General features: G+C 70.5%; 8 protein-coding genes and 1 pseudogene. 8 read left to right on the plus strand and 1 reads right to left on the minus strand.

What is annotated here, in order from left to right:
- Positions 1-385 precede the first annotated feature (385 nt).
- The 8 genes and pseudogenes from OCT49_RS33140 to OCT49_RS33175 all read left to right on the plus strand — a co-directional run bounded on the left by OCT49_RS33140 (position 386) and on the right by OCT49_RS33175 (position 22,972).
- On the plus strand, positions 386-1,219 hold the full coding sequence (locus OCT49_RS33140; protein ID WP_283856019.1) for a PIG-L family deacetylase: 834 nt from the start codon (positions 386-388) through the stop codon (positions 1,217-1,219).
- Positions 1,220-1,797: 578 nt separating this feature from the next.
- Positions 1,798-2,415: a winged helix-turn-helix domain-containing protein gene (locus tag OCT49_RS33145; protein ID WP_283855484.1), complete on the plus strand. Its 618-nt coding sequence runs from the start codon at positions 1,798-1,800 to the stop codon at positions 2,413-2,415.
- A 5-nt stretch (positions 2,416-2,420) separates the two neighbouring features.
- Positions 2,421-3,923, plus strand: a complete 1,503-nt coding sequence (locus OCT49_RS33150; RefSeq protein WP_283855485.1) for an MFS transporter — start codon at positions 2,421-2,423, stop codon at positions 3,921-3,923.
- A gap of 394 nt (positions 3,924-4,317) precedes the next feature.
- A complete protein-coding gene (locus OCT49_RS33155; protein ID WP_283855486.1) occupies positions 4,318-11,061 on the plus strand; it encodes a non-ribosomal peptide synthetase in 6,744 nt (2,247 codons plus the stop codon).
- 47 nt (positions 11,062-11,108) lie between these two features.
- Positions 11,109-13,856 (plus strand): non-ribosomal peptide synthetase, encoded by a 2,748-nt coding sequence (locus OCT49_RS33160; RefSeq protein ID WP_283855487.1) that lies wholly within the window; start codon positions 11,109-11,111, stop codon positions 13,854-13,856.
- A pseudogene (locus OCT49_RS33165) lies at positions 13,775-16,801 on the plus strand (condensation domain-containing protein); the annotation flags it as partial. The gene OCT49_RS33160 and the pseudogene OCT49_RS33165, both read left to right, overlap by 82 nt.
- Positions 16,802-16,808: 7 nt before the next feature.
- Positions 16,809-18,986 carry a condensation domain-containing protein gene (locus OCT49_RS33170; RefSeq protein WP_283855488.1) on the plus strand — a complete coding sequence of 726 codons (2,178 nt, stop codon included), beginning with the start codon at positions 16,809-16,811 and terminating at the stop codon, positions 18,984-18,986.
- The gene (locus tag OCT49_RS33175) at positions 18,983-22,972 is read left to right on the plus strand and encodes a non-ribosomal peptide synthetase (RefSeq protein WP_283855489.1); all 3,990 of its coding nucleotides are present in this window, start codon (positions 18,983-18,985) and stop codon (positions 22,970-22,972) included. The genes OCT49_RS33170 and OCT49_RS33175 overlap by 4 nt, the downstream gene beginning before the upstream one ends.
- Before the next feature lie 563 nt (positions 22,973-23,535).
- On the opposite strand, the gene sbnB is transcribed toward OCT49_RS33175, so the two are convergent.
- The gene (gene sbnB, locus OCT49_RS33180) at positions 23,536-24,543 is read right to left on the minus strand and encodes a 2,3-diaminopropionate biosynthesis protein SbnB (RefSeq protein ID WP_283855490.1); all 1,008 of its coding nucleotides are present in this window, start codon (positions 24,541-24,543) and stop codon (positions 23,536-23,538) included.
- Between the last annotated feature and the right edge of the window lie 2 nt (positions 24,544-24,545).

Below are 24,545 nucleotides of genomic sequence, written 5' to 3' on the forward strand. Positions count from 1 at the left end.
CGTCCGGAGCCCATCGAACGCAGCCCGTCAGTCCGCCCGCCGATCACCCACCACTGACCGCCGATCACCGACCACTGACCCTCGATCACTGACCGACGAACACCGATCACGCGAAACGATCGTGCCGAGCGACGACCTCTCCGGACCACGGCGGCCACCAGCCGATTCCCTTGACCAGGCATGCCCACTCGGGCGGCAGTTCGGCCGCACCGGGAACAGCAGGTCCGGTCGGCGAGGTTGCACCGATCGAGGGACCGGCGCCGTACGGGCGGGGAGACACGGGGACCGCAAGGTCGTCCCCGCCCCGCCAGGAACCGGGCCCCAGGGTCGCGGTATGCCCGCCGCGCACTCGGACCACCCCTTATTTCTGCAGGAGGACTTTTCCATGACTGACCGGCCCTTGACGCTCATGGCCGTGCACGCCCACCCCGACGACGAGGCGACCGGAACCGGAGGGGTCCTCGCGCGGTACGCGGCGGAAGGCATCCGCACGGTTCTCGTGACGTGTACCGACGGAGGCTGCGGTGACGGACCGGGGGGTGCCAAGCCGGGCGACCCCGGGCACGATCCGGCGGCCGTCGCCCTGATGCGCCGCCAGGAACTCGAGGCGAGTTGTGAGGTCCTGAAGATCAGCGATCTGGAGATGCTGGACTACGCCGACTCCGGGATGATCGGCTGGCCGAGCAATGACGCCCCCGGGTCCTTCTGGCGGACCCCCGTGGAGGAAGGCGCCGCCCGACTCGCGGAACTCATGCGTCACTACCGACCCGATGTGGTCGTCACTTATGACGAGAACGGCTTCTATGGTCATCCCGACCACATCCAGGCCAACCGCATCACGATGGCGGCGCTGGAGATGATCGAGCTGACACCGAAGGTGTACTGGACGACGATGCCCCGCTCGATGATGCAGCGGTTCGAGGAGACCATGCGCGAGTTCAGTGAGGACATTTCCGAGCCGGATCCTGCCGAGGCCGCCGCGATGGCCAAGATCGGTCTGCCCGACGACGAGGTCACCACGTGGGTGGACACCACCGCCTTCAGCGGTCAGAAGTTCGATGCGCTGGCCGCGCATGCCAGTCAGGGCGAGAACATCTTCTTCCTCAAGATGGGCAAGGAGCGATTCGGCGAGTTCATGGGCACGGAGACCTTCGTACGCGTCAAGGACACCACCGGCGCGGCCGTGCCCGAGAACGATCTCTTTGCAGGACTGCGCTGATCCGCCGAGGGCCGTCATCACCGCGTCGACACCGGCGCGGACCGGACGGGCCGTCAGTCGGGTGGCGGCCGACACAACACTGGGTTTCTGCCCGCAATCGGGTTTCCCGCGATGCCTGAATGTCGTGGCGTGGGATCCATGAGCTGATTCCGCCCCGTTGACGGTGTGCGTCGACCGGGCCGGCTCCACAACGCGATGAAGCTCCTGGTGGGAGGAGTCACGGTCGAGATCCACACCGTGCCCCGCCAGGAGCTTCACGTGCTTGTCCACCCCTCGTCGACCGACCTGCATGGCCGGAACCTACGTTTCCCGAGCGCTCAACTACGTTCCCGGCTGCGGGAGATCGGGCGCGTCGACGGCGTTCGCCCGAATGTCGGCAGGACCTGCCCGCCTTGTTTCACCTGCGGTGCGGCGATGCCCGCGCCCGACTCGCCACCGGGTTCCGCGACGGAGCACAGCCGTGAAGCGGTGTTGTCATCAGTCCGCGCGCCAACGGAATTCAGCCACCTCTGCGATTGCACAGACTTCTGTGCACAGGAATCTGTGCACAGAAGTCTTTGTCGTTTATCTTGGGGCTCATGGAACATCCTGAGCAGCCCTCCCAAGTGCAACTGAACGTCCGTAACCTGCGGGGCATCGCGCATCCGTTGCGGGTGCAGATGCTGACGGTCCTGCGGACGGAGGGGCCGGCCACGGCCACCACGCTCGCCCGGCGGCTGAACCAGAACACCGGCGCCACCAGTTATCACCTGCGCCAGCTCGCCGAGTACGGCTTCATCGTGGAGGCGCCGTCCCAGGGCGGCGGCCGGCGTGAGCGCTGGTGGCAGGCGGCGCACGTCAACACGGTCCTGCCGGACGATTCGGTGCTGGCGGACGGCGGCGGTCTCGGGATCGCCTATCTGCAGTCGCTCGGCCGGGTCTGGTCCGACGCGATGACGGCCGCGATCGACGCGACCCCCTCGCTGCCGTCCGAGTGGCGCGACGCCCAGGACTTCAGCGACTACGCGCTCACGCTCACCCCGGCCGAGGCCGAAGAGCTGTCGGCGGAGATCCACCGACTGATCCGCCGACGCAACTCCTCGCCCGAACCGGCAGGTTCGCCGCTGCCCGAGGGGGCGGCACGAGTCACCTTCCAGTTCCAGTTGTTCCCCACCAGCGCAGACCGGCACGTCTCCCGCCCCACCCACCCGGAGTGAGAAAGATGACTTCTCGGCACGCGGCCGCCCAGCAGGCGGCGGACAGTGGCACACGCACACCCTCCCCGGGCGCCGCCCCGGACGCCCCGGACGCCGCCCCGGACACCCCGGACACCCCGGACACCCCGGACGCTCCGGACACCCCGGACGCCCAGGGTGTTCCGGACGCCTCGGGTGCTTCGGCCGACGAACCCCGGGTCCTGCGCGGACTGGTCGGCATGCTGTCGGCCAACGCGGCGTCCCTGTCGGCCAACCGGGTGCTCTCGATCGCCCTGCCCTGGTTCGTCCTGACGACGACCGGCAGCGTCGGCAAGACGGGCCTGGTCGCTTTCTGCCAGATAGTCCCCTACGTGGTGGCCCAGGCGCTGGCGGGGCCGATCATCGACCGGGTCGGCCCCAAGCGCATCAGCGTGGCCGGTGACCTGGCCTCCACCGTCGCCACGGCCGCCGCCCCGTTGCTCTATTTAACGGGCAACCTGTCCTTCGGCCTGCTGCTGGGGTTGTTGGCCGTGGTCGGTGCGGCGGACGGCCCGGCCAACGGGGCCAAGGGGCTCTTCGTGCCCGCGGCCACCCGTGCGGCCCGGGTCCCGCTGGAACGGGGGACCGGTCTGTCGACGGCGGTCGAACGGACCGCGACGACCGTCGGCCCGGCCATCGCCGGGGTGGTCGTCGCCTCCTTCGGCAGCCTCTACGCCCTGTGGATCACGGCCTTCCTGTTCGGTGTGTCGGCGCTGATCATCTCCACCACCCTCAGTGATCCGGTGCCCGAGCCGCACGAGATGCCGGTCGAGGACGCCGAGGGCTATTTCTCGCGGCTGCGTCAGGGCGCCGTGTTCCTGCGCGACGCCAAACTGCTGCGGTCCATCGTCTGCATGCTCGCCGTGACCAACCTGCTCGACCAGGCGTTCATGTCCGTGCTGCTGCCGGTCTGGGCGAAGGAGACGGGCCACGGTGCGGGAGCCATCGGCCTGGTGGTCAGCGTCTTCGCCGCGACGTCGATCATCGCCGCGCTCGTGGCCGCAGGGGTGGCCGACCGGCTGCCCCGGCGTACCGTCTATCTGATCGGCCTGACCCTGGGCGGCGTCCCGCGCTTCGTGGCCATGGCCACGGGGGCGCCCCTGTGGGTGGTGCTGGCGGTGCTGGCCGTGGGTGGTCTGGGCTCGGGCTTCGTCAATCCGATCGTGGGGGCAGTGACGTACGAACTGATCCCCACTCCGCTGCTGGGACGGGTCAAGACGATGGCCCAGGCCGTCACCTGGGCGGGCATCCCCTTCGGCGGGCTGCTGGGCGCGGGACTGGTGACGGTGGCGGGCACCTCGGGCGCGCTGTGGATCGTGGGCGGGATCTACCTCGTCGCCATCGGTGTGCCGGCCCTGAACCGGGAGTGGTCGGGCATGAGCAAGCGGACGGTGCCCGACCCGGGCCCCGCCGGCACCGAGGACGGGAAGGAGAGCGTGACCGGTACGGCTCCGGTTCCCGGGGAAGCGGTGGCCAAGGAAGCCGTGTGAGCGTGGGTACGGTACCGGCACCGGCCGGGCGGTGGACCGCCCGTCGACCGCCGGTCCCGTATCCACGCCCCTGCCTCTGCCCGGTCGGTGGAACTCCGCCGACCGGGCGTTGTGTTCCCACCCGGACCGGCGGAAGCATCCGCGCTCAACCAGTGTGGGTGCCCACGTACGACGGTGTGAGTGCCCACGCCCGAGTGGCGTGAGTGTCTGCGCATGACCGGTGTGGGTGCCCACGCCCCACCGACGTGAGTGTCCGCGCACGGCGGGCAGAAGTGACCACGTCCGGCGGGCAGAAGTGACCAGTTATCTCCTCCGGACCGCTCTGCGAGCATCGGATTCGGCTGAGTTTCCGAGGGTTTTCGCAAACGGTCGATGACGAGGAACTGGTGGACACATGACGACGAACCCGATGATGGCCGCGGCCTCCGGCCAGCGGGTCGAGCAGGGCGGTTTCTCTCCCGCGGAAGCCCGCATCGCGGCAGTGTGGAATGCGGTGCTCGGTGCCGAGGTGACCGGGGCGGAGGACGAATTCTTCCGGCTCGGCGGCACCCTTCCGCAGGCGGCGGAAATGGCGCGCCGGATCGGGGAGGAATTCGGTTCGGAATTCAGTGCGGAAACACTGCCGGAGCCGTTGACGGTGCGGGCGGTGGCCTCGTTCCTCGCGGAGGAAGCCCTGTTGCGGGCCCGCCGGCTTTTCGAGTCGGCCGACTTCGATGCCGGGGACGCGACGGACGTCGTGGACGCCCTGGTGGCGGCCGGGGCCCCGGACGACGCCCCGGCCATACCCCGTGCGCCCCGGCACGGACACCCGCTGCCGCTGTCGTTCGCGCAGCACCGACTGTGGTTCCTGGACCAGTTGGAGCCCGGCCGGGCCGAATACCTGATCCCCATGGGACTGCGCATCAGCGGCCCGCTGGACGTCCCGGCACTGCGCGCGTCGCTGTCGGACCTGGTGGGCCGGCACGAGGTGCTGCGCACCCGCTTCGTCGTCGATGTGGACGGGAACCCCGGCCAGGTCGTCGACCCGCCCCGACCGCTGCCGCTCGCCGTTCATGACCTGCGGTCCGTCGCCGGGCGGGACGCCCGCGAGGAGGCGGCCGCCGCCCTCGTGGACACCGAGGGCTTCCGGCCGATGGACCTCGGCACCGGACCGATGGTGCGTGCGTTGCTGATCCGGCTGGCCGACGAGGAGCACCTGCTCTCTCTGACGGTGCATCACATTGCTTTCGACGGATGGTCGGTGGGGGTGCTGTCCCGGGAACTGACCGCGCTGTACGGTGCGCGGGTCGCGGAAACGGCCGCCGGACTGTCCGAACCTCCCCTCCAGTACGCCGACTTCGCGTCCTGGCAGCGCCAGTGGTTCACCGGCGAGGTACTGACGGAGCAACTGGACTACTGGCGCGCCCGACTGGCCGGCACCGAACCGCTGGAACTGCCCACCGACCGCCGACGCCCGGCACGGCGCAGCGGCAACGGTGCCATGCTCACCTTCCGCGTGCCGGCCAAGACCGCGGACGGCGCCCGCAGGCTCTCCAAGGAGGCCGGCGCGAGCCTGTTCATGACCCTGCTGGCGGTCTTTCAGACGGTGCTGGCGCGCTACAGCGGCCAGGAGGACATCGCGGTGGGCACGCCGATCGCCGGCCGCAACCGGGCCGAGATCGAGAACATGGTCGGCTTCTTCGTGAACACCCTGGTCATGCGCACCGACCTGTCGGGCGACCCGGTGTTCACCGAGCTGTTGGACCGGGTCAAGGACACCGCGCTCGGTGCCTACGACCACCAGGACCTGCCCTTCGAACGCCTCGTGGAGGAACTGGCCCCGCAGCGGGACCTGTCGCGCAATCCACTGTTCCAGGCGATGTTCGTCCTCCAGAACACCCCCGACAGCCAGTGCTGGGAACTGCCGGGCCTGACCGTGCGGCAGCTCGGCGTGTCCGCCCAGGACTCCAAGTTCGACTTCACCTTCTACGCCACCGAGGCCGCCGACGGCGCCCTGGACGGCACCATCGTGTACTCCACCGACCTGTTCGACGAAGCCACGATGGTGCGGCTCGCCGGGCACTTCGAGACGCTGCTGGCCGCCGCCTGCGCCGCCCCGGACGCCCGGCTGTCCGAACTTCCGATGCTGACCGCCGCCGAGCGCCGGACGATCCTCGGCGAGTGGAACGGGGCCGACACCGACGCGCCGGACACGGTGACCGTGACCCGGCTGATCGAGGAACAGGCCGCTCGCCGCCCCGACGCGCCGGCCGTGACCTGCGGCCCCGACCGACTGACCTACCGTCAACTCGATGAGCGGGCCGAGTGGATCGCCGACCGGCTGCGCGAGCGCGGCGCCGGACCGGGCACTCTGGTCGCGGTCTGCCTGGACCGCGGTACGGACATGGTGTGCACCCTGCTCGGCATCCACAAGTCGGGGGCGGCATACGTGCCGCTGGATCCGGCGTACCCCACGGACCGGCTCGCCCACATGGTCGAGGACAGCGGCACCCCACTGATCGTCACCCAGTCCGCGCACACCGGCCGCCTGCCCGACCGCACACCGACGCTGCTGCTGGACGGGCACCGGACGGAGCGGGCGCACACCGCCTCCGCCGCTCCGGTGGCGCAGGCCGGCCCGGACGACGTGGCCTACGTGATCTACACCAGCGGTTCCACCGGCCGCCCCAAGGGCGTGCAGATCACCCACGGCGCGCTGCGCGCGCGGATGCGGGAGACCCGCCGTGAGCTGGGACTCACGTCCGAGGACCGGGTCCTGCAGTTCGCCTCGATCGCGTTCGACTCGTCGGTCGGCCAGATGTTCGCCCCGCTCGTCTCCGGAGCCGCTCTGGTGCTGCGCGACGACACCTGGGACCCGGGTCGGCTGGCGGCGGCGCTGCGCGAGCACCGCGTCACGGTGGCATGGCTCACCCCGTCGGCGTTCGGGGCGCTGGCCGCCGACCTGGACGGGCCGGACGCGCTGGGCCCGCAGCTGCGACTGGTCCGGCTCGGCGGCGAGGCGCTCCAGCGGGAACAGGTCCGGCAGTGGTTCCGGCACTGCTCGGTGCCCCTGGTCAACGGCTACGGTCCCACGGAGGCCGCCCAGGAGGCGACGACCGCCAGGATCGACGGCCCCGTCGACCGGGTGCCGATCGGCCGGCCGGTCGCCAACGCGAAGGTGTTCGTGGTCGACCGCCACGGCCGGCCGGTGCCGGTGGGCGTGCCGGGCGAGATGTGGATCGGCTGCCCCGGACTGGCCCGTGGCTATCTGAACCGGCCCGAGCTGACCGACGAGAAGTTCACCGTCGTGGACGTGGACGGCACACCGCGGCGCGTCTACCGCACCGGTGACCTCGCCCGGTGGCTGCCGGACGGGCGGCTGGAGTTCGTGGGCCGCTCCGACAACCAGGTCAAGCTGCGCGGCTACCGCATCGAACCGGGCGAGATCGAGACGGCACTGCTCACCCACCCCACGATCACCGGCGCCACCGTCGTGCTGCGCGAGGACGTCCCCGGGGTGCAGAGACTGGTGGCGTACGTGGTGCCCGTGGGCCCCCTCGACGCGAGCGCGCTGCGCACCCACCTCCAGCGCGACCTGCCGGACTACATGGTGCCCACGGCGTTCGTGCCGCTGGAACGCATCCCGCTCACCCCGAACGGCAAGACCGACCGCCGGGCACTTCCCGCGCCCGCCTCCGACCGGTCCGGACTGGACGCCGCGTACACCGAGCCGCGCACGGACACCGAACGCACGGTGACCGAGGTGTGGTCCGAGGTGCTGGGCGTCGACCGGATCGGCGTGCACGACGACTTCTTCGCACTGGGCGGGCATTCCCTGCTGGCCACCCAGGTCGTCTCGCGGCTGCGCCGACGGCTGGGTGCCGATGTGCCGGTGCGCATGCTGTTCGGCGCGCCGACCCCGGCGCTGCTGGCCGCGGCCGTGACGGAGCTGGACGGCACCGAGGCCGACCGCATCCCGGCGGCACCGCGCCACGGCACCCCGCCACCACTCAGCTTCGCGCAGCAACGGCTCTGGTTCCTGGACCAGTTGGAGCCGGGCCGGGCCGAATACCTGCTGCCCTTCGCCTTCCGCATCCACGGCCCCCTGGACACCGACGCCCTGAACGCCGCGTTCACCGCGGTGGTGGCGCGCCACGAGATCCTGCGCACCCGGTTCGGCACGGACCCGACGGGCTCCCCGGAGCAGCTGATCGACCCGGCACGGCCGGTGCGGATGCTGGTACGGGACCTGCGCCGGACGGGTGACCCGGCCGCCCGCGAGGACGCCCTGGCGGAGGTGCTGCGCGAGGACGGACTGCGCCCGGTCGACCTCGGCACCGGACCGATGCTGCGCGCGCTGCTGGTGCGGCTGGCCGACGAGGAGCACGTCCTGGCGGTCACCGTGCACCACATCGCCTTCGACGGCTGGTCGGTGGGCGTGCTGGTGCGCGAGCTGTCCGCACGGTACGCGGAAGCCCTCTCGGGCCACGCCGGAACGCCCGGACCGGATCCGCTGCCCGTGCAGTACGCCGACTACGCGGTGTGGCAGCGCGGCTGGCTGTCCGGCGCACCGCTGGAACGGCAACTGAGCTACTGGCGCGATCAGTTGGACGGACTGGAGCCGCTGGAACTGCCGACCGACCACGCCCGGCCGACGGAGCGCGGCGGTCGGGGCGAGGTGGTCCGGTTCTCGGTGCCCGCCGAGGTCGCCGCCCGTGCCCGCGCCGTGTCCGCCGAGAGCGGCGCGAGCCTGTTCATGACCCTGCTGGCCACCTTCCAACTGCTGCTGGCCCGCTACAGCGGGCAGCGGGACATCGGGGTCGGCAGCCCGGTCGCCGGCCGCAACCGGGCCGAGACGGAGGAGCTGATCGGCTTCTTCGTGAACACCCTGGTCCTGCGCACCGACCTGTCCGGCGACCCGGCGTTCACCGAGTTGCTGGACCGGGTCAAGGACACCGCGCTCGGTGCCTACGACCACCAGGACCTGCCCTTCGAACGCCTCGTGGAGGAACTCGCCCCCGACCGCGACCTGTCCCGCAACCCCCTGTTCCAGACCATGTTCGCGCTGCAGAACACCCCGGGCGCGGACGCCTGGAACCTGCCGGGCCTGACCGCGGAACCCGTCGAGTCCCCGGTCCGGGACGCCAAGTTCGACCTGTCGATGTACCTCGCGGAGGCGGCGGACGGCACCCTGGAAGGCGCCGTGGTCTACGCGGACGACCTCTTCACCGAGGACACCGCGCGCCGCCTGGCCGGCCACTTCACCAACCTGCTGGCCGCGGCCACGATCCGCCCGCACAGCGCACTGTCCGAGCTGGAGATGCTGGACGCGGGGGAGCGGCACCGTGTCCTCACCGAGTGGAACGACACCGCCTCGCCCGTTCCGGCAACCACCCTGCACCAGTTGTTCGAGCAGCGGGCGGCACAGGACCCGGACGCGGTCGCGGTCGTCTGCGGCACGGAAAGCCTGACGTACCGACAGCTCGATGAGCGGGCCAACCGGCTGGCCCACCGACTGCGCGCCGTGCCGGGCATCGGCCCCGACGTACCCGTGGGCGTCTGCCTGGAACGCTCACCCGCCATGGTGTGGACGCTGCTCGGCATCCTGAAGGCCGGTGCCGCGTACGTCCCGCTCGACCCGGAACACCCGGAGGAACGGCTGGCGTACCTGGTGACGGACTCCGGCGCCCCGCTGATCGTCACCGACCTCGCGCACGCCGCCCTGCTGCCGGCCGGCCCGGAACTCCTGACCGTGGACCGCCCCACCGACCTGCCGGACACCCTGCCCACGGACGCCCCGGAACCCGTCGCGGACCCCGGCGACCTGTGCTACCTGATCTACACCAGCGGCTCCACGGGCCGCCCGAAGGGCGTCCGCATCGAACACCGCGGAGTGGTCAACTACCTGGCCGGCATGCAGCACGCGTTCCCGATCGCCCCGGGCGAGGGCTTCCTCCAGGCCACACCCCTGTCCTTCGACGTATCGGCGTACGAGATCTTCTGGCCCCTGTGGCAGGGTGCAACGGTCGTACTGGTGCCGGGCTCGGACCGGCTCGACATGACCGAGGTGTCCCGCCTGATGCGCGCCCACCGCGTGGTCGGCCTGCACTTCGTGCCGAGCTTGCTGGACATGTTCGTCTCCGGGGCCCGCCCCGAGGACTGCGCGCACCTGCGGTACGCCTTCGCCAGCGGCGAGCCGCTCCAGCCGACGCTGGTGAGCCGGTTCACCGAGAAACTCCCCGGCGACCTCATCAACCTGTACGGCGCCACCGAGGTCTCGGTCGACACGACGTACTGGCGGGCCTCGCGCACCGACCCCACCGGACCGGTCCTCGCGGGCCGCCCCATGGTCAACCAGACCGTGTACGTCCTGGACCCCGACCGCCGCCCCGTACCCGCGGGGGTGCTGGGCGAGGTGTACCTCGGCGGCGACAGCGTCGGGCGCGGTTACCACCAGCGGCCCGACCTCACCGCCGAGCGGTTCGTCACCGACCCGTTCCGCGGCGGCCGGATGTACCGCACGGGCGATCTCGGCCGGTTCACCGCCGACGGTGAACTGGACCTGCTGGGACGGATCGACCGCCAGGTCAAACTGCGCGGCGTCCGGGTCGAACTCGGCGAGATCGAGGCGACGCTGCTCACCCACGACACGGTCGGGGTCTGCGCGGTGGTGGTCCGGGAGGACACCCCCGGCGACAAGCGGCTGGTCGCCTACTGCGTGCCCGCCCCCGGCACCACGGCGGACATCGGCGCGTTGCGCGAATGGGCAGCCGAACGCCTGCCGCGCGCCATGATGCCGTCCACGTTCGCGATCCTGCCGGAACTGCCCCTCAACCGGAACGGCAAGGTCGACCACGCGGCACTGCCGGCCCCCGGCAACGACGGCGACAGCACGGCCGGATACACCGCACCACGGGACGAGATCGAGGCGGAGATCGCCGGGATCATGGCCGCCGTGCTCGGCGTCGAACGCGTAGGAATCCACGAGGGGTTCTTCGAAGCCGGCGGGCACTCCCTGCTCGCCCTCCAACTCGTCAACCAGGTCGAGTCGGTGACCGGAGTACGCATCGGCCTGCGACGCCTTTTCCAGTCGCCGACCGTCATCGGCATCAAGCAACAGCTCGTCGAATTGTTCGACGCGCAGGAACAGCTTTCCTGAAACAGCGGCCCATTGCCCACACGAGAAGACGAAGAGGACGGAACATCATGGGCGAGAACTCGGTGGAGGCACGGCTGCTGTCCCGCATGCGGCGGCGTGCGGAAGCGGCTCGGATCGTACGGACCGACCGGGAGGCCGGACCACTGCCGCTGTCGTTCGCACAGCAGCGGCTCTGGTTCCTGGACCGGCTGACGCCGGACAGCGCGGAATACCTGGTGCCGACGGTGCTGCGAGTGCACGGCGCGCTGGACGTCCCCGCGCTCGGCACGGCACTGTCAGGCCTGGTGGCCCGGCACGAGGTGCTGCGGACGGCATTCCGGGCGGACGACAACGGCACACCGTGGCAGGTCATCGGCCCACCCCGGCCGGTGGAAGTCACGGTCCACGACCTGCGGACCGAGACGGACGCGGAGACCCGCGCGGGCGAGGTGCTGCGCACCGAGGCGATACGGCCGTTCGACCTGGAGGCCGGGCAGCTTCTGCGGGCCGACGCGGTGAGGATCGCGGACGACGACCACTTCCTGCTGCTGACGGTGCACCACATCGCTTCGGACGGTTGGTCCTCCGGGATTCTGGCCCGTGAGTTGCGTGAGTTGTATGCGGCTGCGGTGGCCGGGCGTGCGGCGTCGCTTCCCGAACTGTCCATCCAGTACGCGGATTTCGCCGCCTGGCAGCGGGAGCAGCTGGACGGGGAGTTCCTGGAGCGGCAGCTGGCGTACTGGCGCGAACGTCTCACGGGGGTTCCGGCCCTGGAGCTGCCGACCGACCACAGCCGGCCGGCCGAGCGGGAGGGCGCCGAGGGCGACACCGTGTACTTCTCGGTGCCGTCGGAGGTGACGGAGGCGCTGCGGGCGACGGCGCGAGGGCAGGGCGCGAGCCTGTTCATGGCGTTGCTGTCCCTGTTCCAGATCGTTCTGGCCCGTTACTGCCGCCAGGACGACATCGCGGTCGGCACCCCGATCGCCGGCCGCAACCGCGCCGAGACGGAGGGCCTGATCGGCTTCTTCGTGAACACCCTGGTCCTGCGCACCGACCTGTCCGGCGACCCGGCGTTCACCGAGTTGCTGGACCGGGTCAAGGAAACCGCGCTCGGTGCCTACGACCACCAGGACCTGCCCTTCGAACGCCTCGTGGAGGAACTCGCCCCTGACCGCGACCTCTCCCGCAACCCCCTGTTCCAGACCATGTTCGTCCTCCAGGCGCCCGGCAGCGCCGAGGACCAGGCATGGGAGCTGGCGGGCACACGGACCGAGCCGGTCGAGATCGAACGGGGAGTCGCCAAGTTCGACCTGACGCTCACGGCGGTCGAGTCGGCGGAAGGACTGCGCGCTGTCCTGGAGTATCGGACGGATTTGTTCGAGCGGGCGTCGGTGGAGCGGTTGGCGGGGCATTTCGTGACGTTGGCGGGGTCGGTTGCGGCTGCGCCGGGGGCGCGGTTGTCGGAGCTGAACATGTTGACGGTGGGGGAGCTGCGGGAGGTGTTGGTGGAGTGGAATGGTGTGGCCGGTGGGTATCCGGAGACGGCGACGGTTCACCGGCTGGTGGAGGAGCGGGTGGCGGCGGGGCCGGGTGCGGTGGCGGTGGTGCAGGGGGAGCGGTGCTGGAGTTTTGGTGAGCTCAACGCGCGGGCGAACCGGCTGGCCCATCATCTGCGCGGGAGGGGCATTTCCCCGGACATGTTGGTGGGGGTGTGTCTGGAGCGTTCGCCGGAGCTGATCGCCACGCTGCTGGGCATCCTGAAGGCGGGGGCGGCGTTCGTTCCGCTGGACCCGGAGTACCCGGCCGACCGGATCACCTACATGGTGCGGGACGCGAAGGCCCCGCTGGTCATCACGAGCACGGGGCTGGCGGGCCGGCTGCCCGACGGGATCGAGCGCATCCTGGTCGACGGGCAGTGGCCGGAGGGTCCGGTGACGGATCCGGGGCCGGTGGGGTCGCCGGACGATCTGGCGTATGTGATCTACACGTCGGGTTCGACGGGCCGGCCGAAGGGGGTGGCCCTGGAGCACCGGGGGGTGGTGAACTATCTGCACTGGTGCGACCGGAACTACCCGGCCGGTGCTCCGGGCGGGGTGGGGTCGGTGCTGTATTCGTCGGTGACGTTCGACCTGACGATCACGGCCCTGTTCCTGCCCCTGATCCAGGGCCGGCGGCTGGTGATCCCGGTGACGGACGGGGAGCGGACGGCGTTCGACGCGGCGATCGACCTGGTCTGCACCAACACCCCGATCGGTTTCCTCAAGGCCACTCCCTCGCATCTGGAGGTGCTGGCCGCGCATCTGGAGACCCGCGGGGCGCGGCATCACATCACCACGATCGTGGCCGGCGGGGAGAACCTGGCCCCGCAGCTGGTGGCCCGGCTGCTGGCCGCCAGCAGCACGAAGACGACGATCAGCAACGAGTACGGCGCGACCGAGGGCTCGGTGGCCAACGTGATGAGCCTGACCACCGCACCCGACCCGCACGGGGGCACCACCACCCTGGGCCGGGCGATCACGAACACCACCGCCTACATCGTCGACCACCACAACCAGCCCGCCCCCATAGGTGTCCCCGGCCACGCCCTGCTCGGCGGGATCTGCCTGGCCCGCCACTACCACGACCGCCCCGACCTCACCGCGCAGCGCTTCACCCCCAACCCCTCGCCCCGCCCCGGCCCGACCCGCGTGTCTACCACACCGGCGACCTGGTCAAATGGCGGCCCGACGGCACGATGGAGTTCATCGGCCGGATCGACAACCAGGTCAAACTCCGCGGCTACCGCATCGAGCTCGGCGAGATCGAGGCCGCCCTGAACACCCACCCCCACATCCACACCACCACCGTCACCACCCGCGAAGACACCCCCGGCAACAAACAACTCGTCGCCTACATCGTGCCCGTCCCCGGACACACCCCCGACACCTCCGCACTGCGCGCCCACCTCCGCCGGCAGCTGCCCGACTACATGGTCCCCGTCCTCTACGTCCCCCTGGACCACCTCCCCCTCACCCCCAACGGGAAGGTCGACACCAAGGCCCTGCCCGCCCCCGGCCCCCACCGCCCCGAACTCGCCACCACCTACACCCCACCCCGCAACTCCACGGAAGAGACCATCACCGCCGTCTGGTCCGACGTCCTCGGCATCGACACCATCGGCATCCACGACAACTTCTTCGAACTGGGCGGGCATTCACTGCTCGCGACCCAGGTGACGTCGCGTCTGCGGCAACGGCTCGGACTGGACGTCCCGGTGCGTGCCCTCTTCACCTCGCCCACCCCGGCCGCACTGGCCGAGGTCGTGCGAGAGCTGGAGACGGCCGACGAGGCGCCGCTGGTACCGCTCGACCGCAGCAGGGATTCACTGCCCCTTTCGTTCGCACAGCAGCGGCTCTGGTTCCTGGACCAGTTGACGCCGGGCAGTGCCGAATACCTCGTGCCGTTCGGCCTGCGGGTGCGCGGCACGCTCGACGCCGGTGCACTGGGCGCGGCGTTCACCGGTCTGGTGACCCGGCACGAGGTGCTGCGGACCCGGTTCGTCACGGACGACTCGGGCCGCCCCTCGCAGATCGTGGACGCACCGTGGTCGGTCACTCCGGTGGTGCACGACATCCGGACCCGCCCGACGGCCGAGCGGGAGGAGGCCGCACTGGAGATCATGGCGGCCGAGGCACGACGGCCGTTCGAGCTGGACGGCGGGCAGCTTCTGCGGGTCGACGTGGTGCGCGTCGCCGACGACGACCAGTACGTGCTGATCACGCTGCACCACATCGTCTCGGACGGTTGGTCCTCCGGGATTCTGGCCCGTGAGTTGCGTGAGTTGTATGCGGCTGCGGTGGCCGGGCGTGCGGCGTCGCTTCCCGAACTGTCCATCCAGTACGCGGATTTCGCCGCCTGGCAGCGGGAGCAGCTGGACGGGGAGTTCCTGGAGCGGCAGCTGGCGTACTGGCGCGAACGTCTCACGGGGGTTCCGGCCCTGGAGCTGCCGACCGACCACAGCCGGCCGGCCGAGCGGGAGGGCGCCGAGGGCGACACCGTGTACTTCTCGGTGCCGTCGGAGGTGACGGAGGCGCTGCGGGCGACGGCGCGAGGGCAGGGCGCGAGCCTGTTCATGGCGTTGCTGTCCCTGTTCCAGATCGTTCTGGCCCGTTACTGCCGCCAGGACGACATCGCGGTCGGCACCCCGATCGCCGGCCGCAACCGCGCCGAGACGGAGGGCCTGATCGGCTTCTTCGTGAACACCCTGGTCCTGCGCACCGACCTGTCCGGCGACCCGGCGTTCACCGAACTCCTCGACCGGGTCAAGGACACCGCCCTCGGTGCCTACGACCACCAGGACCTGCCCTTCGAACGCCTCGTCGACGAGTTGGCCCCCGACCGCGACCTGTCCCGCAACCCCCTGTTCCAGACCATGTTCGTCTTCCAGAACACCCCGGACGGGGAGTCGTGGACTCTGCCCGGCCTGACGGTCGAGCAGGTCGGCGTGGGCGGTCAGGACGCCAAGTTCGACCTCCAGCTGACCGCGGCGGAGACGGATGGTGAGCTGCTGGCAGCCCTGGAGTATCGGACGGATTTGTTCGAGCGGGCGTCGGTGGAGCGGTTGGCGGGGCATTTCGTGACGCTGGCGGCGTCGGTTGCGGCTGCGCCGGGAGCGCGGTTGTCGGAGCTGAACATGTTGACGGTGGGGGAGCTGCGGGAGGTGTTGGTGGAGTGGAATGGTGTGGCCGGTGGGTATCCGGAGACGGCGACGGTTCACCGGCTGGTGGAGGAGCGGGTGGCGGCGGGGCCGGGTGCGGTGGCGGTGGTGCAGGGGGAGCGGTGCTGGAGTTTTGGTGAGCTCAATGCGCGGGCGAACCGGCTGGCCCATCATCTGCGGGACCGGGGTGTCACGGCGGATACGTTGGTGGGGGTGTGTCTGGAGCGTTCGCCGGAGCTGATCGCGGTGCTGCTGGGCATCCTGAAGGCGGGGGCGGCGTTCGTTCCGCTGGATCCGGAGTACCCGGCCGACCGGATCACCTACATGGTGCGGGACGCGGGGGCCCCGCTGGTCATCACCAGTGCGGGTCTGGCCGATCGTATTCCGGAGGGGGTGGAGCGGCTGCTGGTCGACGGGCAGTGGCCGGAGGGTCCGGTGACGGATCCGGGGCCGGTGGGGTCGCCGGACGATCTGGCGTATGTGATCTACACGTCGGGTTCGACGGGCCGGCCGAAGGGGGTGGCCCTGGAGCACCGGGGGGTGGTGAACTATCTGCACTGGTGCGACCGGAACTACCCGGCCGGTGCTCCGGGCGGGGTGGGGTCGGTGCTGTATTCGTCGGTGACGTTCGACCTGACGATCACGGCCCTGTTCCTGCCCCTGATCCAGGGCCGGCGGCTGGTGATCCCGGTGACGGACGGGGAGCGGACGGCGTTCGACGCGGCGATCGACCTGGTCTGCACCAACACCCCGATCGGTTTCCTCAAGGCCACTCCCTCGCATCTGGAGGTGCTGGCCGCGCATCTGGAGACCCGCGGGGCGCGGCATCACATCACCACGATCGTGGCCGGCGGGGAGAACCTGGCCCCGCAGCTGGTGGCCCGGCTGCTGGCCGCCAGCAGCACGAAGACGACGATCAGCAACGAGTACGGCGCGACCGAGGGCTCGGTGGCCAACGTGATGAGCCTGACCACCGCACCCGACCCCCACGGAGGCACCACCACCCTGGGCCGGGCGATCACGAACACCACCGCCTACATCGTCGACCACCACAACCAGCCCGCCCCCATAGGTGTCCCCGGCCACGCCCTGCTCGGCGGGATCTGCCTGGCCCGCCACTACCACGACCGCCCCGACCTCACCGCGCAGCGCTTCACCCCAACCCCTCGCCCCGCCCCGGCCCGACCCGCGTGTCTACCACACCGGCGACCTGGTCAAATGGCGGCCCGACGGCACGATGGAGTTCATCGGCCGGATCGACAACCAGGTCAAACTCCGCGGCTACCGCATCGAGCTCGGCGAGATCGAGGCCGCCCTGAACACCCACCCCCACATCCACACCACCACCGTCACCACCCGCGAAGACACCCCCGGCAACAAACAACTCGTCGCCTACATCGTGCCCGTCCCCGGACACACCCCCGACACCTCCGCACTGCGCGCCCACCTCCGCCGGCAGCTGCCCGACTACATGGTCCCCGCCCTCTACGTCCCCCTGGACCACCTCCCCCTCACCCCCAACGGAAAGGTCGACACCAAGGCCCTGCCCGCCCCCGGCCCCCACCGCCCCGACCTCGCCACCACCTACACCCCACCCCGGACGGACACCGAACGCACCCTTGCCGCGATCTGGTCCGAGATCCTCGGCATCGACACCATCGGCATCCACGACAACTTCTTCGAACTGGGCGGGGATTCGATCGTCAGCATCCAGATGATCGCCCGGGCCAAGAAGTTCGGCGTGCACCTCACGCCGCGGCTGATCTTCAAGAACCAGACGATCGCCGAGATCGCGGTCCACGCGGCTGCGGCCGCACCGGTCGACGCGGAGCAGGGCCGGGTGGCGGGCGAGGTCCCGCTGACACCGATCCAGCACTGGTTCTTCGAGAAGGACCTGCCGACGTTCGACCACTTCAACCAGGCCGAGCTCCTCGTCACCGACGGGCTCGCCCCCGACGTGCTGCGGCTCGCGCTGGCCGACCTGATCGAGCACCACGACGCGCTGCGCCTGCGCTGTGTGGACGGACCCGACGGCTGGCGGCAGTACCTGGACGAGACCGTGGACACCGACATCCTCGACGTGCACGACCTGTCCGGCGTCCCGGACGAGTCCCTGGCGTCGGTGGCGCTGGACATCGCGGAAGAGACCCAGCAGAGCCTCGGCCTGGCCAAGGGCCCGTTGCTGCGGGCCGCCCTGCTGGAGCTGGGGCCGAAGCGCGGGCAGCGGCTGCTCACCGTCGTGCACCACCTGGCGGTCGACGGTGTGTCCTGGCGGATCCTCCTCGAGGACCTGGGAAGTTGCTACGAGCGACGGGCTGCCGGCCTCACGCCCCTGCTGCCGGCGAAGACGACGTCGTTCCGGTCGTGGGCCCAGCGGCTGAACGGCTTCGCCGACTCCGCCCAGGCACGGGCCGAGTACGCCTACTGGGCCGAGCCCAAGCCCTCCGGCAGGGTGCCGCGTGACCGGAACGGCCGCAACGACCTGGGATCCGCCGCCAGTGTCATGGCGGCGCTCAGCCCCGAGGAGACCCGTGCCTTGCTGCGGGACGTACCACGGGCCTTCAGCACCCAGATCAACGACGCGTTGCTCACCGCACTCGCACACGCCCTGCGGGACTGGACGGGGGACGACGAGATCCTGATCGGTCTGGAGGGCCACGGCCGTGAGGACCTGTTCCCGGACGTGGACCTGTCGCGGACGGTCGGATGGTTCACGTCCGTCTTCCCCGTCGCACTGCGGCTGGCGCCGGGAACCACCGACCCGGTGGCCTCGCTCGACTCCGTCCGCGAGCAGGTGGCGCGGATCCCCAACAAGGGCGTCGGCTACGGCATCCTGCGCCATCTCGGCGCCCCGGACGTGACCGCCGTGCTGGGACGGCAGCCCACCCCGGAAGTGAACTTCAACTACCTGGGGCAGTTCACCAGGGACCTGCCGGGCATCGGGCGGTACGCGGACCCCGGCGAGTCCAAGGGCCACTCGATCAGCCCGGACGGCATGCGCTGGAACGTGCTGGACGTGACTGCCGCCGTCGAAGGCGACACGTTCGGCCTGTACATCAACTACTCGACCGAGCTGCACGAGCGGCGCACCGTCGAGCGCCTGGCCGAAGGCGTCGTCGGTCACCTGCGCGAGCTGATCGCCGGCAGTGCCGACGGAGCCGCCGACGCCCGCCGGGAGTCCCCCGGTGTTCCCCTCACCGATGTCGGCGATGCCGACATGGCCGCGATCCTGAAGAGGTTCTCGATATGAGTGCGCACAACGTGGAAGACGTCTACGGACTCTCGCCCCTGCAGTTCGGCATGCTCTACCACTCGCTGGAGGACACTTCCGACACGCGCCCGTACATGGTGCAGATGACGGAGGAGGCCGAAGGACCCTTCGACGACGCGCTGTTCGGAGCCGCCTGGCAGCAGCTCGTCGACCGGCATTCGATCCTGCGCAGCGCGTTCGTGTGGGAGGGGGTCTCGGAGCCGGTGCAGGTGGTGCAGCGCCAGGCCCCCCTCCCCTTCGAAGTGCGGGATCTGCGCGGCCTGTCCGATCAGGAGGAGCGGCTGAGCGCCTTCCTGGCCGAGGACTGGGACCGGGGGTTCGATCTCTCACGGGCCCCGCTGGTCCGGGTCACCGTGCTGCGGATGGAGGAGGAGCGCCGGATCGTCGTCTGGTCGTTCCACCACATCCTCCTCGACGGCTGGAGTGTGCAGATCCTCCAGAAGGAGCTGTTCGCCCTCTACCGCGCGTTGCTCGACGGTACTTCCGCCGAACTGCCGATGACCGTCCCCTACCGCCGCTACATCGAGTGGCTCAACTCCCGGCAGGACGACGGCTCCGCGGCGTTCTGGGCCGACTACCTGGCGGGCGTCACCGAGCCCACCGCCCTGAACGTCGACCGGGACACCGGTGACACGGGAGTCGGCGAATTCGAGGTGGTCGCCTCCGCAGAGCTGTTCGCGCGGGCCCGGGACTACGCCAAGTCCCAGCGCATCACGATGAACACCCTGGTGCAGGGCCTGTGGTCGATCCTGCTCTCACGGTACAGCCGCCAGGACGAGGTGCTGTTCGGCTCCACCATCTCGGGCCGGTCGATCGATCTGCCCGGCGTGGATTCGATGATGGGCCTGTTCATCAACACGCTGCCGGTCCGCGGCCGGCTCACGGGCGACCTGGTCGTCCCCGAGTGGCTGAGGGATCTCCAGGACGAACAGCTGGAGATGCGGCAGTGGGAGTACTGCCACCTCGTCGACGTGCAGAAGCACAGCAGGATCCCGCGCGGCGAGCCGCTGTTCCGGTCGATCCTCGTCTTCGAGAACTACCCGGTGGTGCAGAAGCCGTCGGACTTCCCCGAGGGGCTGACCCGGCGCCTGGTCAACTGCGTGGAGCGTACCGGGTACCCGCTGACCCTCGTCGCATCGGCGGGCCGGGCCCTGGAGTTCCGTTTCGTCTACGACCGGAGCATGTTCGACGCGGAGACGATCGAGCGCATGGCCGGCCACCTCGAGACCCTGCTGACCTCCGTGGTGGACTCGCCCGACGCACGCATCGGCGATCTGAACATGTTGACGGTGGGGGAGCTGCGGGAGGTGTTGGTGGAGTGGAATGGTGTGGCCGGTGGGTATCCGGAGACGGCGACGGTTCACCGGCTGGTGGAGGAGCGGGTGGCGGCGGGGCCGGGTGCGGTGGCGGTGGTGCAGGGGGAGCGGTGCTGGAGTTTTGGTGAGCTCAACGCGCGGGCGAACCGGCTGGCCCATCATCTGCGGGACCGGGGTGTCACGGCGGATACGTTGGTGGGGGTGTGTCTGGAGCGTTCGCCGGAGCTGATCGCCACGCTGCTGGGCATCCTGAAGGCGGGGGCGGCGTTCGTTCCGCTGGACCCGGAGTACCCGGCCGACCGGATCACCTACATGGTGCGGGACGCGGGGGCCCCGCTGGTGATCACCAGTGCGGGTCTGGCCGATCGTATCCCGGAGGGGGTGGAGCGGCTGCTGGTGGACGGGGGGTGGCCGGGGGGTGCGGTGACGGATCCGGGGCCGGTGGGGTCGCCGGACGATCTGGCGTATGTGATCTACACGTCGGGTTCGACGGGCCGGCCGAAGGGGGTGGCCCTGGAGCACCGGGGGGTGGTGAACTATCTGCACTGGTGCGACCGGAACTACCCGGCCGGTGCTCCGGGCGGGGTGGGGTCGGTGCTGTATTCGTCGGTGACGTTCGACCTGACGATCACGGCCCTGTTCCTGCCCCTGATCCAGGGCCGGCAGCTGGTGATCCCGGTGACGGACGGGGATCGGACGGCGTTCGACGCGGCGATCGACCTGGTCTGCACCAACACCCCGATCAGTTTCCTCAAGGCCACCCCCTCGCATCTGGAGGTGCTGGCCGCGCATCTGGAGACCCGCGGGGCGCGGCATCACATCACCACGATCGTGGCCGGCGGGGAGAACCTGGCCCCGCAGCTGGTGGCCCGGCTGCTGGCCGCCAGCAGCACGAAGACGACGATCAGCAACGAGTACGGCGCGACCGAGGGCTCGGTGGCCAACGTGATGAGCCTGACCACCGCACCCGACCCGCACGGGGGCACCACCACCCTGGGCCGGGCGATCACGAACACCACCGCCTACATCGTCGACCACCACAACCAGCCCGCCCCCATAGGTGTCCCCGGCCACGCCCTGCTCGGCGGGATCTGCCTGGCCCGCCACTACCACGACCGCCCCGACCTCACCGCGCAGCGCTTCACCCCCAACCCCCTCGCCCCGCCCCGGCCCGACCCGCGTGTCTACCACACCGGCGACCTGGTCAAATGGCGGCCCGACGGCACGATGGAGTTCATCGGCCGGATCGACAACCAGGTCAAACTGCGCGGCTACCGCATCGAACTCGGCGAGATCGAGGCCGCCCTGAACACCCACCCCCACATCCACACCACCACCGTCACCACCCGCGAAGACACCCCCGGCAACAAACAACTCGTCGCCTACATCGTGCCCGTCCCCGGACACACCCCCACCCCGCACCAGCTCCGCACCCACCTCCAGCAGCAGCTGCCCGACTACATGGTCCCTGTCCTCTACGTCCCCCTGGACCACCTCCCCCTCACCCCCAACGGGAAGGTCGACACCAAGGCCCTGCCCGCCCCCGGCCCCCACCGCCCCGAACTCGCCACCACCTACACCCCACCCCGCAACTCCACGGAAGAGACCATCACCGCCGTCTGGTCCGACGTCCTCGGCATCGACACCATCGGCATCCACGACAACTTCTTCGAACTGGGCGGACAATCGATCAGCTCGGTGCGGGTGGTTTCCCGGCTGCGGGAAGCCGGTCTGGGCGTCACCCTCCAGCAGTTCGTGCGGCACCCGACGGTGGCCCGACTGGCAGCCGCGCTGGACGTCCCGCAGGCGACGTCGGCCGGGCTGGTGGTGCTTCTGTCGTCCGTGGTGGATCCGGAGCTGCCCGTTCTTTTCTGTGTGCACCCGGGCGGCGGCAGCACCCACCCGTACCGGGCTCTCGCCCGCTGCCTGACGGGCAGGTTCACCGTGTACGGCATACAGGCGCCGGGGCTGAACGCGGACGAGGCGCCGCTCGTCGGGTTCGAGTCGATCGCGGACCGGTACTGGCAGGAGATCCGCCGCGTGCGGCCCACGGGCCCCTGCACCATCCTCGGCTGGTCGACCGGCGCGGTGATCGCACACGCGATGGGTGTGCGGGCCCCCGAGGAGGTGGCCGGTCTGTACCTGCTGGAGCCGGCGGTGACCGGCGACGACCAGCGGGACCGCTTCCGGCAGTACGCCGAGGTGTACCGCCGGGTGAACGAGTTGTGGCACCGCGGTCAGGACGAGCGCGGTGACCGACGAGCGGCTACGGAGCGGGAGTTGAAGCGCCTGGCTCCGGAGATGAACCTAGCCGAGGATCTGGTCACGCTCGACGAGTGGCTTCCCTTCGAGGTGCTGGAGGCCGAGGTGCGCTCGCTCGCCGCCTACCGGCCCGGCCGCTCGGTGGCCAGGGCAACGCTGTTCGTCAGCGACACGGTGCGCGACGGCAGTGGTGAGGAGGTGCCGGAGGCCCAGTACCTCGCCCACTGGCGTGGGCTCTACCCAGAAGGTCTGGCCCAGCGGACGATGCCGGGGCGGCACATGGAGATGGTCAGGGGCGACGAGCAACTGGACGCCGTGGTCTCCGCGTTGCAGGAGACGGTGCCGGTCGACGGCACCGACCGGGAACAGGAGCTGCTGCAGGTCTGACCGCGGATCGTCGCCGGAGCAACGGGAGCCGGCAGGATCGACGAGGGGTCCACCACGGAAACGTGGTGGACCCCTCGTCATGTTCGTCGGCTCTTCGCCGTCCGGGGCTCTTCGCCGTCCGTGAACGGCGATGGCCGTGCCCCGGGAGCCCGCGCCGCCCTGCCCGGTCCCGCCGGGGCTCCCTCAGCCCCGCCCGGCCAGGCCCGGTGTCCCCCAGGCCCCGCCCGGCCAGGCCCGGACCGCGTGGAGCCCTGGGGCCGGAAGCCCGCTGCGGGAGCCCGGGCCGCGCTGGGGCCCGGGACGGCGCGGGCTTTCGGGACCTCGGAGCGTCGGGACCTCTGAGCCTCGGGGGATCCCCGCCCGGCGCTGCCCCGGCACCCGCTGCCGGGCTGCCGCTGACGTCTCGACCCCGGCTCTCCCGCATCCCCTCCTCGCTTCCCCTTCCCCTCCTTCCCCTCTCCTCTTTCGGCGCACATGCCGACGCCCCGGTCTCGTCGTCCCACCATGTGTTCGGTGGGAACGCGAGACCGGGGTGTCGGAGGGAGCGGCCGGTGCCGCCCGGCTCACCAGCGCTTCAGCTCGGGGAAGAAGCCCGGTATCCCGGTGGCGCGACCGGTGGCCAAGGCGGTTCGGTAGATGTGGTGACCGACGGCCAGGTCGAGGACGCCGAGGCCGAACGGGGAGAAGATGGTGGGGCGGTCGTGGGACAGGGTCACGTCGCCGCGCAGCACGTCGGCCAGCGTGCCGTTGATGAAGTCGCGCGTGCCGTACTCCATCTCCGTCAGATGGGGCGAGGTCTGCGCGGTGAGGCAGTGGTCGATGTCGTCCAGGACGTTGTTGCACTTGATCATGACGGTGGGGTGGATGTCGCGCAGGGACAGGTTCAGGATGAGCTGGCCCGGCAGGACGGTCTGCTGGTCCGTCAGCCAGGGCGCCGGGGCGGTGGTGGCGAGGACGACCAGGTCGGCGGTGGCCAGGGCCGCGTCGACCTGCGGCACGGTGCGGGTCTGCCAGCCATGGGCCTCGGCGGCGTAGGAGGCGAAGGTCTTGGCGTACGTGTCGACGTGGTCGTGGACCAGGCATTCGCGGATGCCGGTGCCGCGCGCCGCGAGGAAGTCGGAGACCGTCCGGCCGATGACGCCGGCGCCGACGAAGAGCACCGTCTTCGGGCTGTCGTCGGCGGCGAGGGTCTCCACGGCGAGCGCGGCGGACGCCGCGGTGCGGGCGGCGCTGATGCCGGACGCCTCCAGACAGGCGAACGGGTAGCCGGTCTCGGCGTCGTTCAGCAGGAGGACGGCGGAGGCGCGCGGCAGGTTGTGGTTCACGTTCTGCGGATAGCTGGCGATCCACTTGAGGCCGGAGACCGGTGTGTCGCCGCCGAGGTGGGCGGGCAGAGCGATGATCCGGGCGCCGGGATCGTGCGGGAAGCGCAGGAAGTGGCTGTTGGGGTTCACGGTGGCCCCGCGGCTGTGCTGGAGGTAGGTCTCCCGTACGAGATCCAGGACGGCCGACGGCTCGGAGCCGATGACATCCTGGGCAACGGAGCCGTCGATCACGTGGAAGGTTGACATCG

The organism is Streptomyces sp. ML-6, from assembly GCF_030116705.1.
In the GTDB taxonomy this organism is placed as follows: domain Bacteria; phylum Actinomycetota; class Actinomycetes; order Streptomycetales; family Streptomycetaceae; genus Streptomyces.

What these genes read in the sequence shown, in the direction of transcription:
- OCT49_RS33140 (WP_283856019.1), top strand. Translation starts at nt 386, where the DNA reads ATGACTGACCGGCCCTTGACGCTCATGGCCGTGCACGCCCACCCCGAC.
- OCT49_RS33145 (WP_283855484.1), top strand. Translation starts at nt 1,798, where the DNA reads ATGGAACATCCTGAGCAGCCCTCCCAAGTGCAACTGAACGTCCGTAAC.
- OCT49_RS33150 (WP_283855485.1), top strand. Translation starts at nt 2,421, where the DNA reads ATGACTTCTCGGCACGCGGCCGCCCAGCAGGCGGCGGACAGTGGCACA.
- OCT49_RS33155 (WP_283855486.1), top strand. Translation starts at nt 4,318, where the DNA reads ATGACGACGAACCCGATGATGGCCGCGGCCTCCGGCCAGCGGGTCGAG.
- OCT49_RS33160 (WP_283855487.1), top strand. Translation starts at nt 11,109, where the DNA reads ATGGGCGAGAACTCGGTGGAGGCACGGCTGCTGTCCCGCATGCGGCGG.
- OCT49_RS33175 (WP_283855489.1), top strand. Translation starts at nt 18,983, where the DNA reads ATGAGTGCGCACAACGTGGAAGACGTCTACGGACTCTCGCCCCTGCAG.
- sbnB (WP_283855490.1), bottom strand. Translation starts at nt 24,543, where the DNA reads ATGTCAACCTTCCACGTGATCGACGGCTCCGTTGCCCAGGATGTCATC.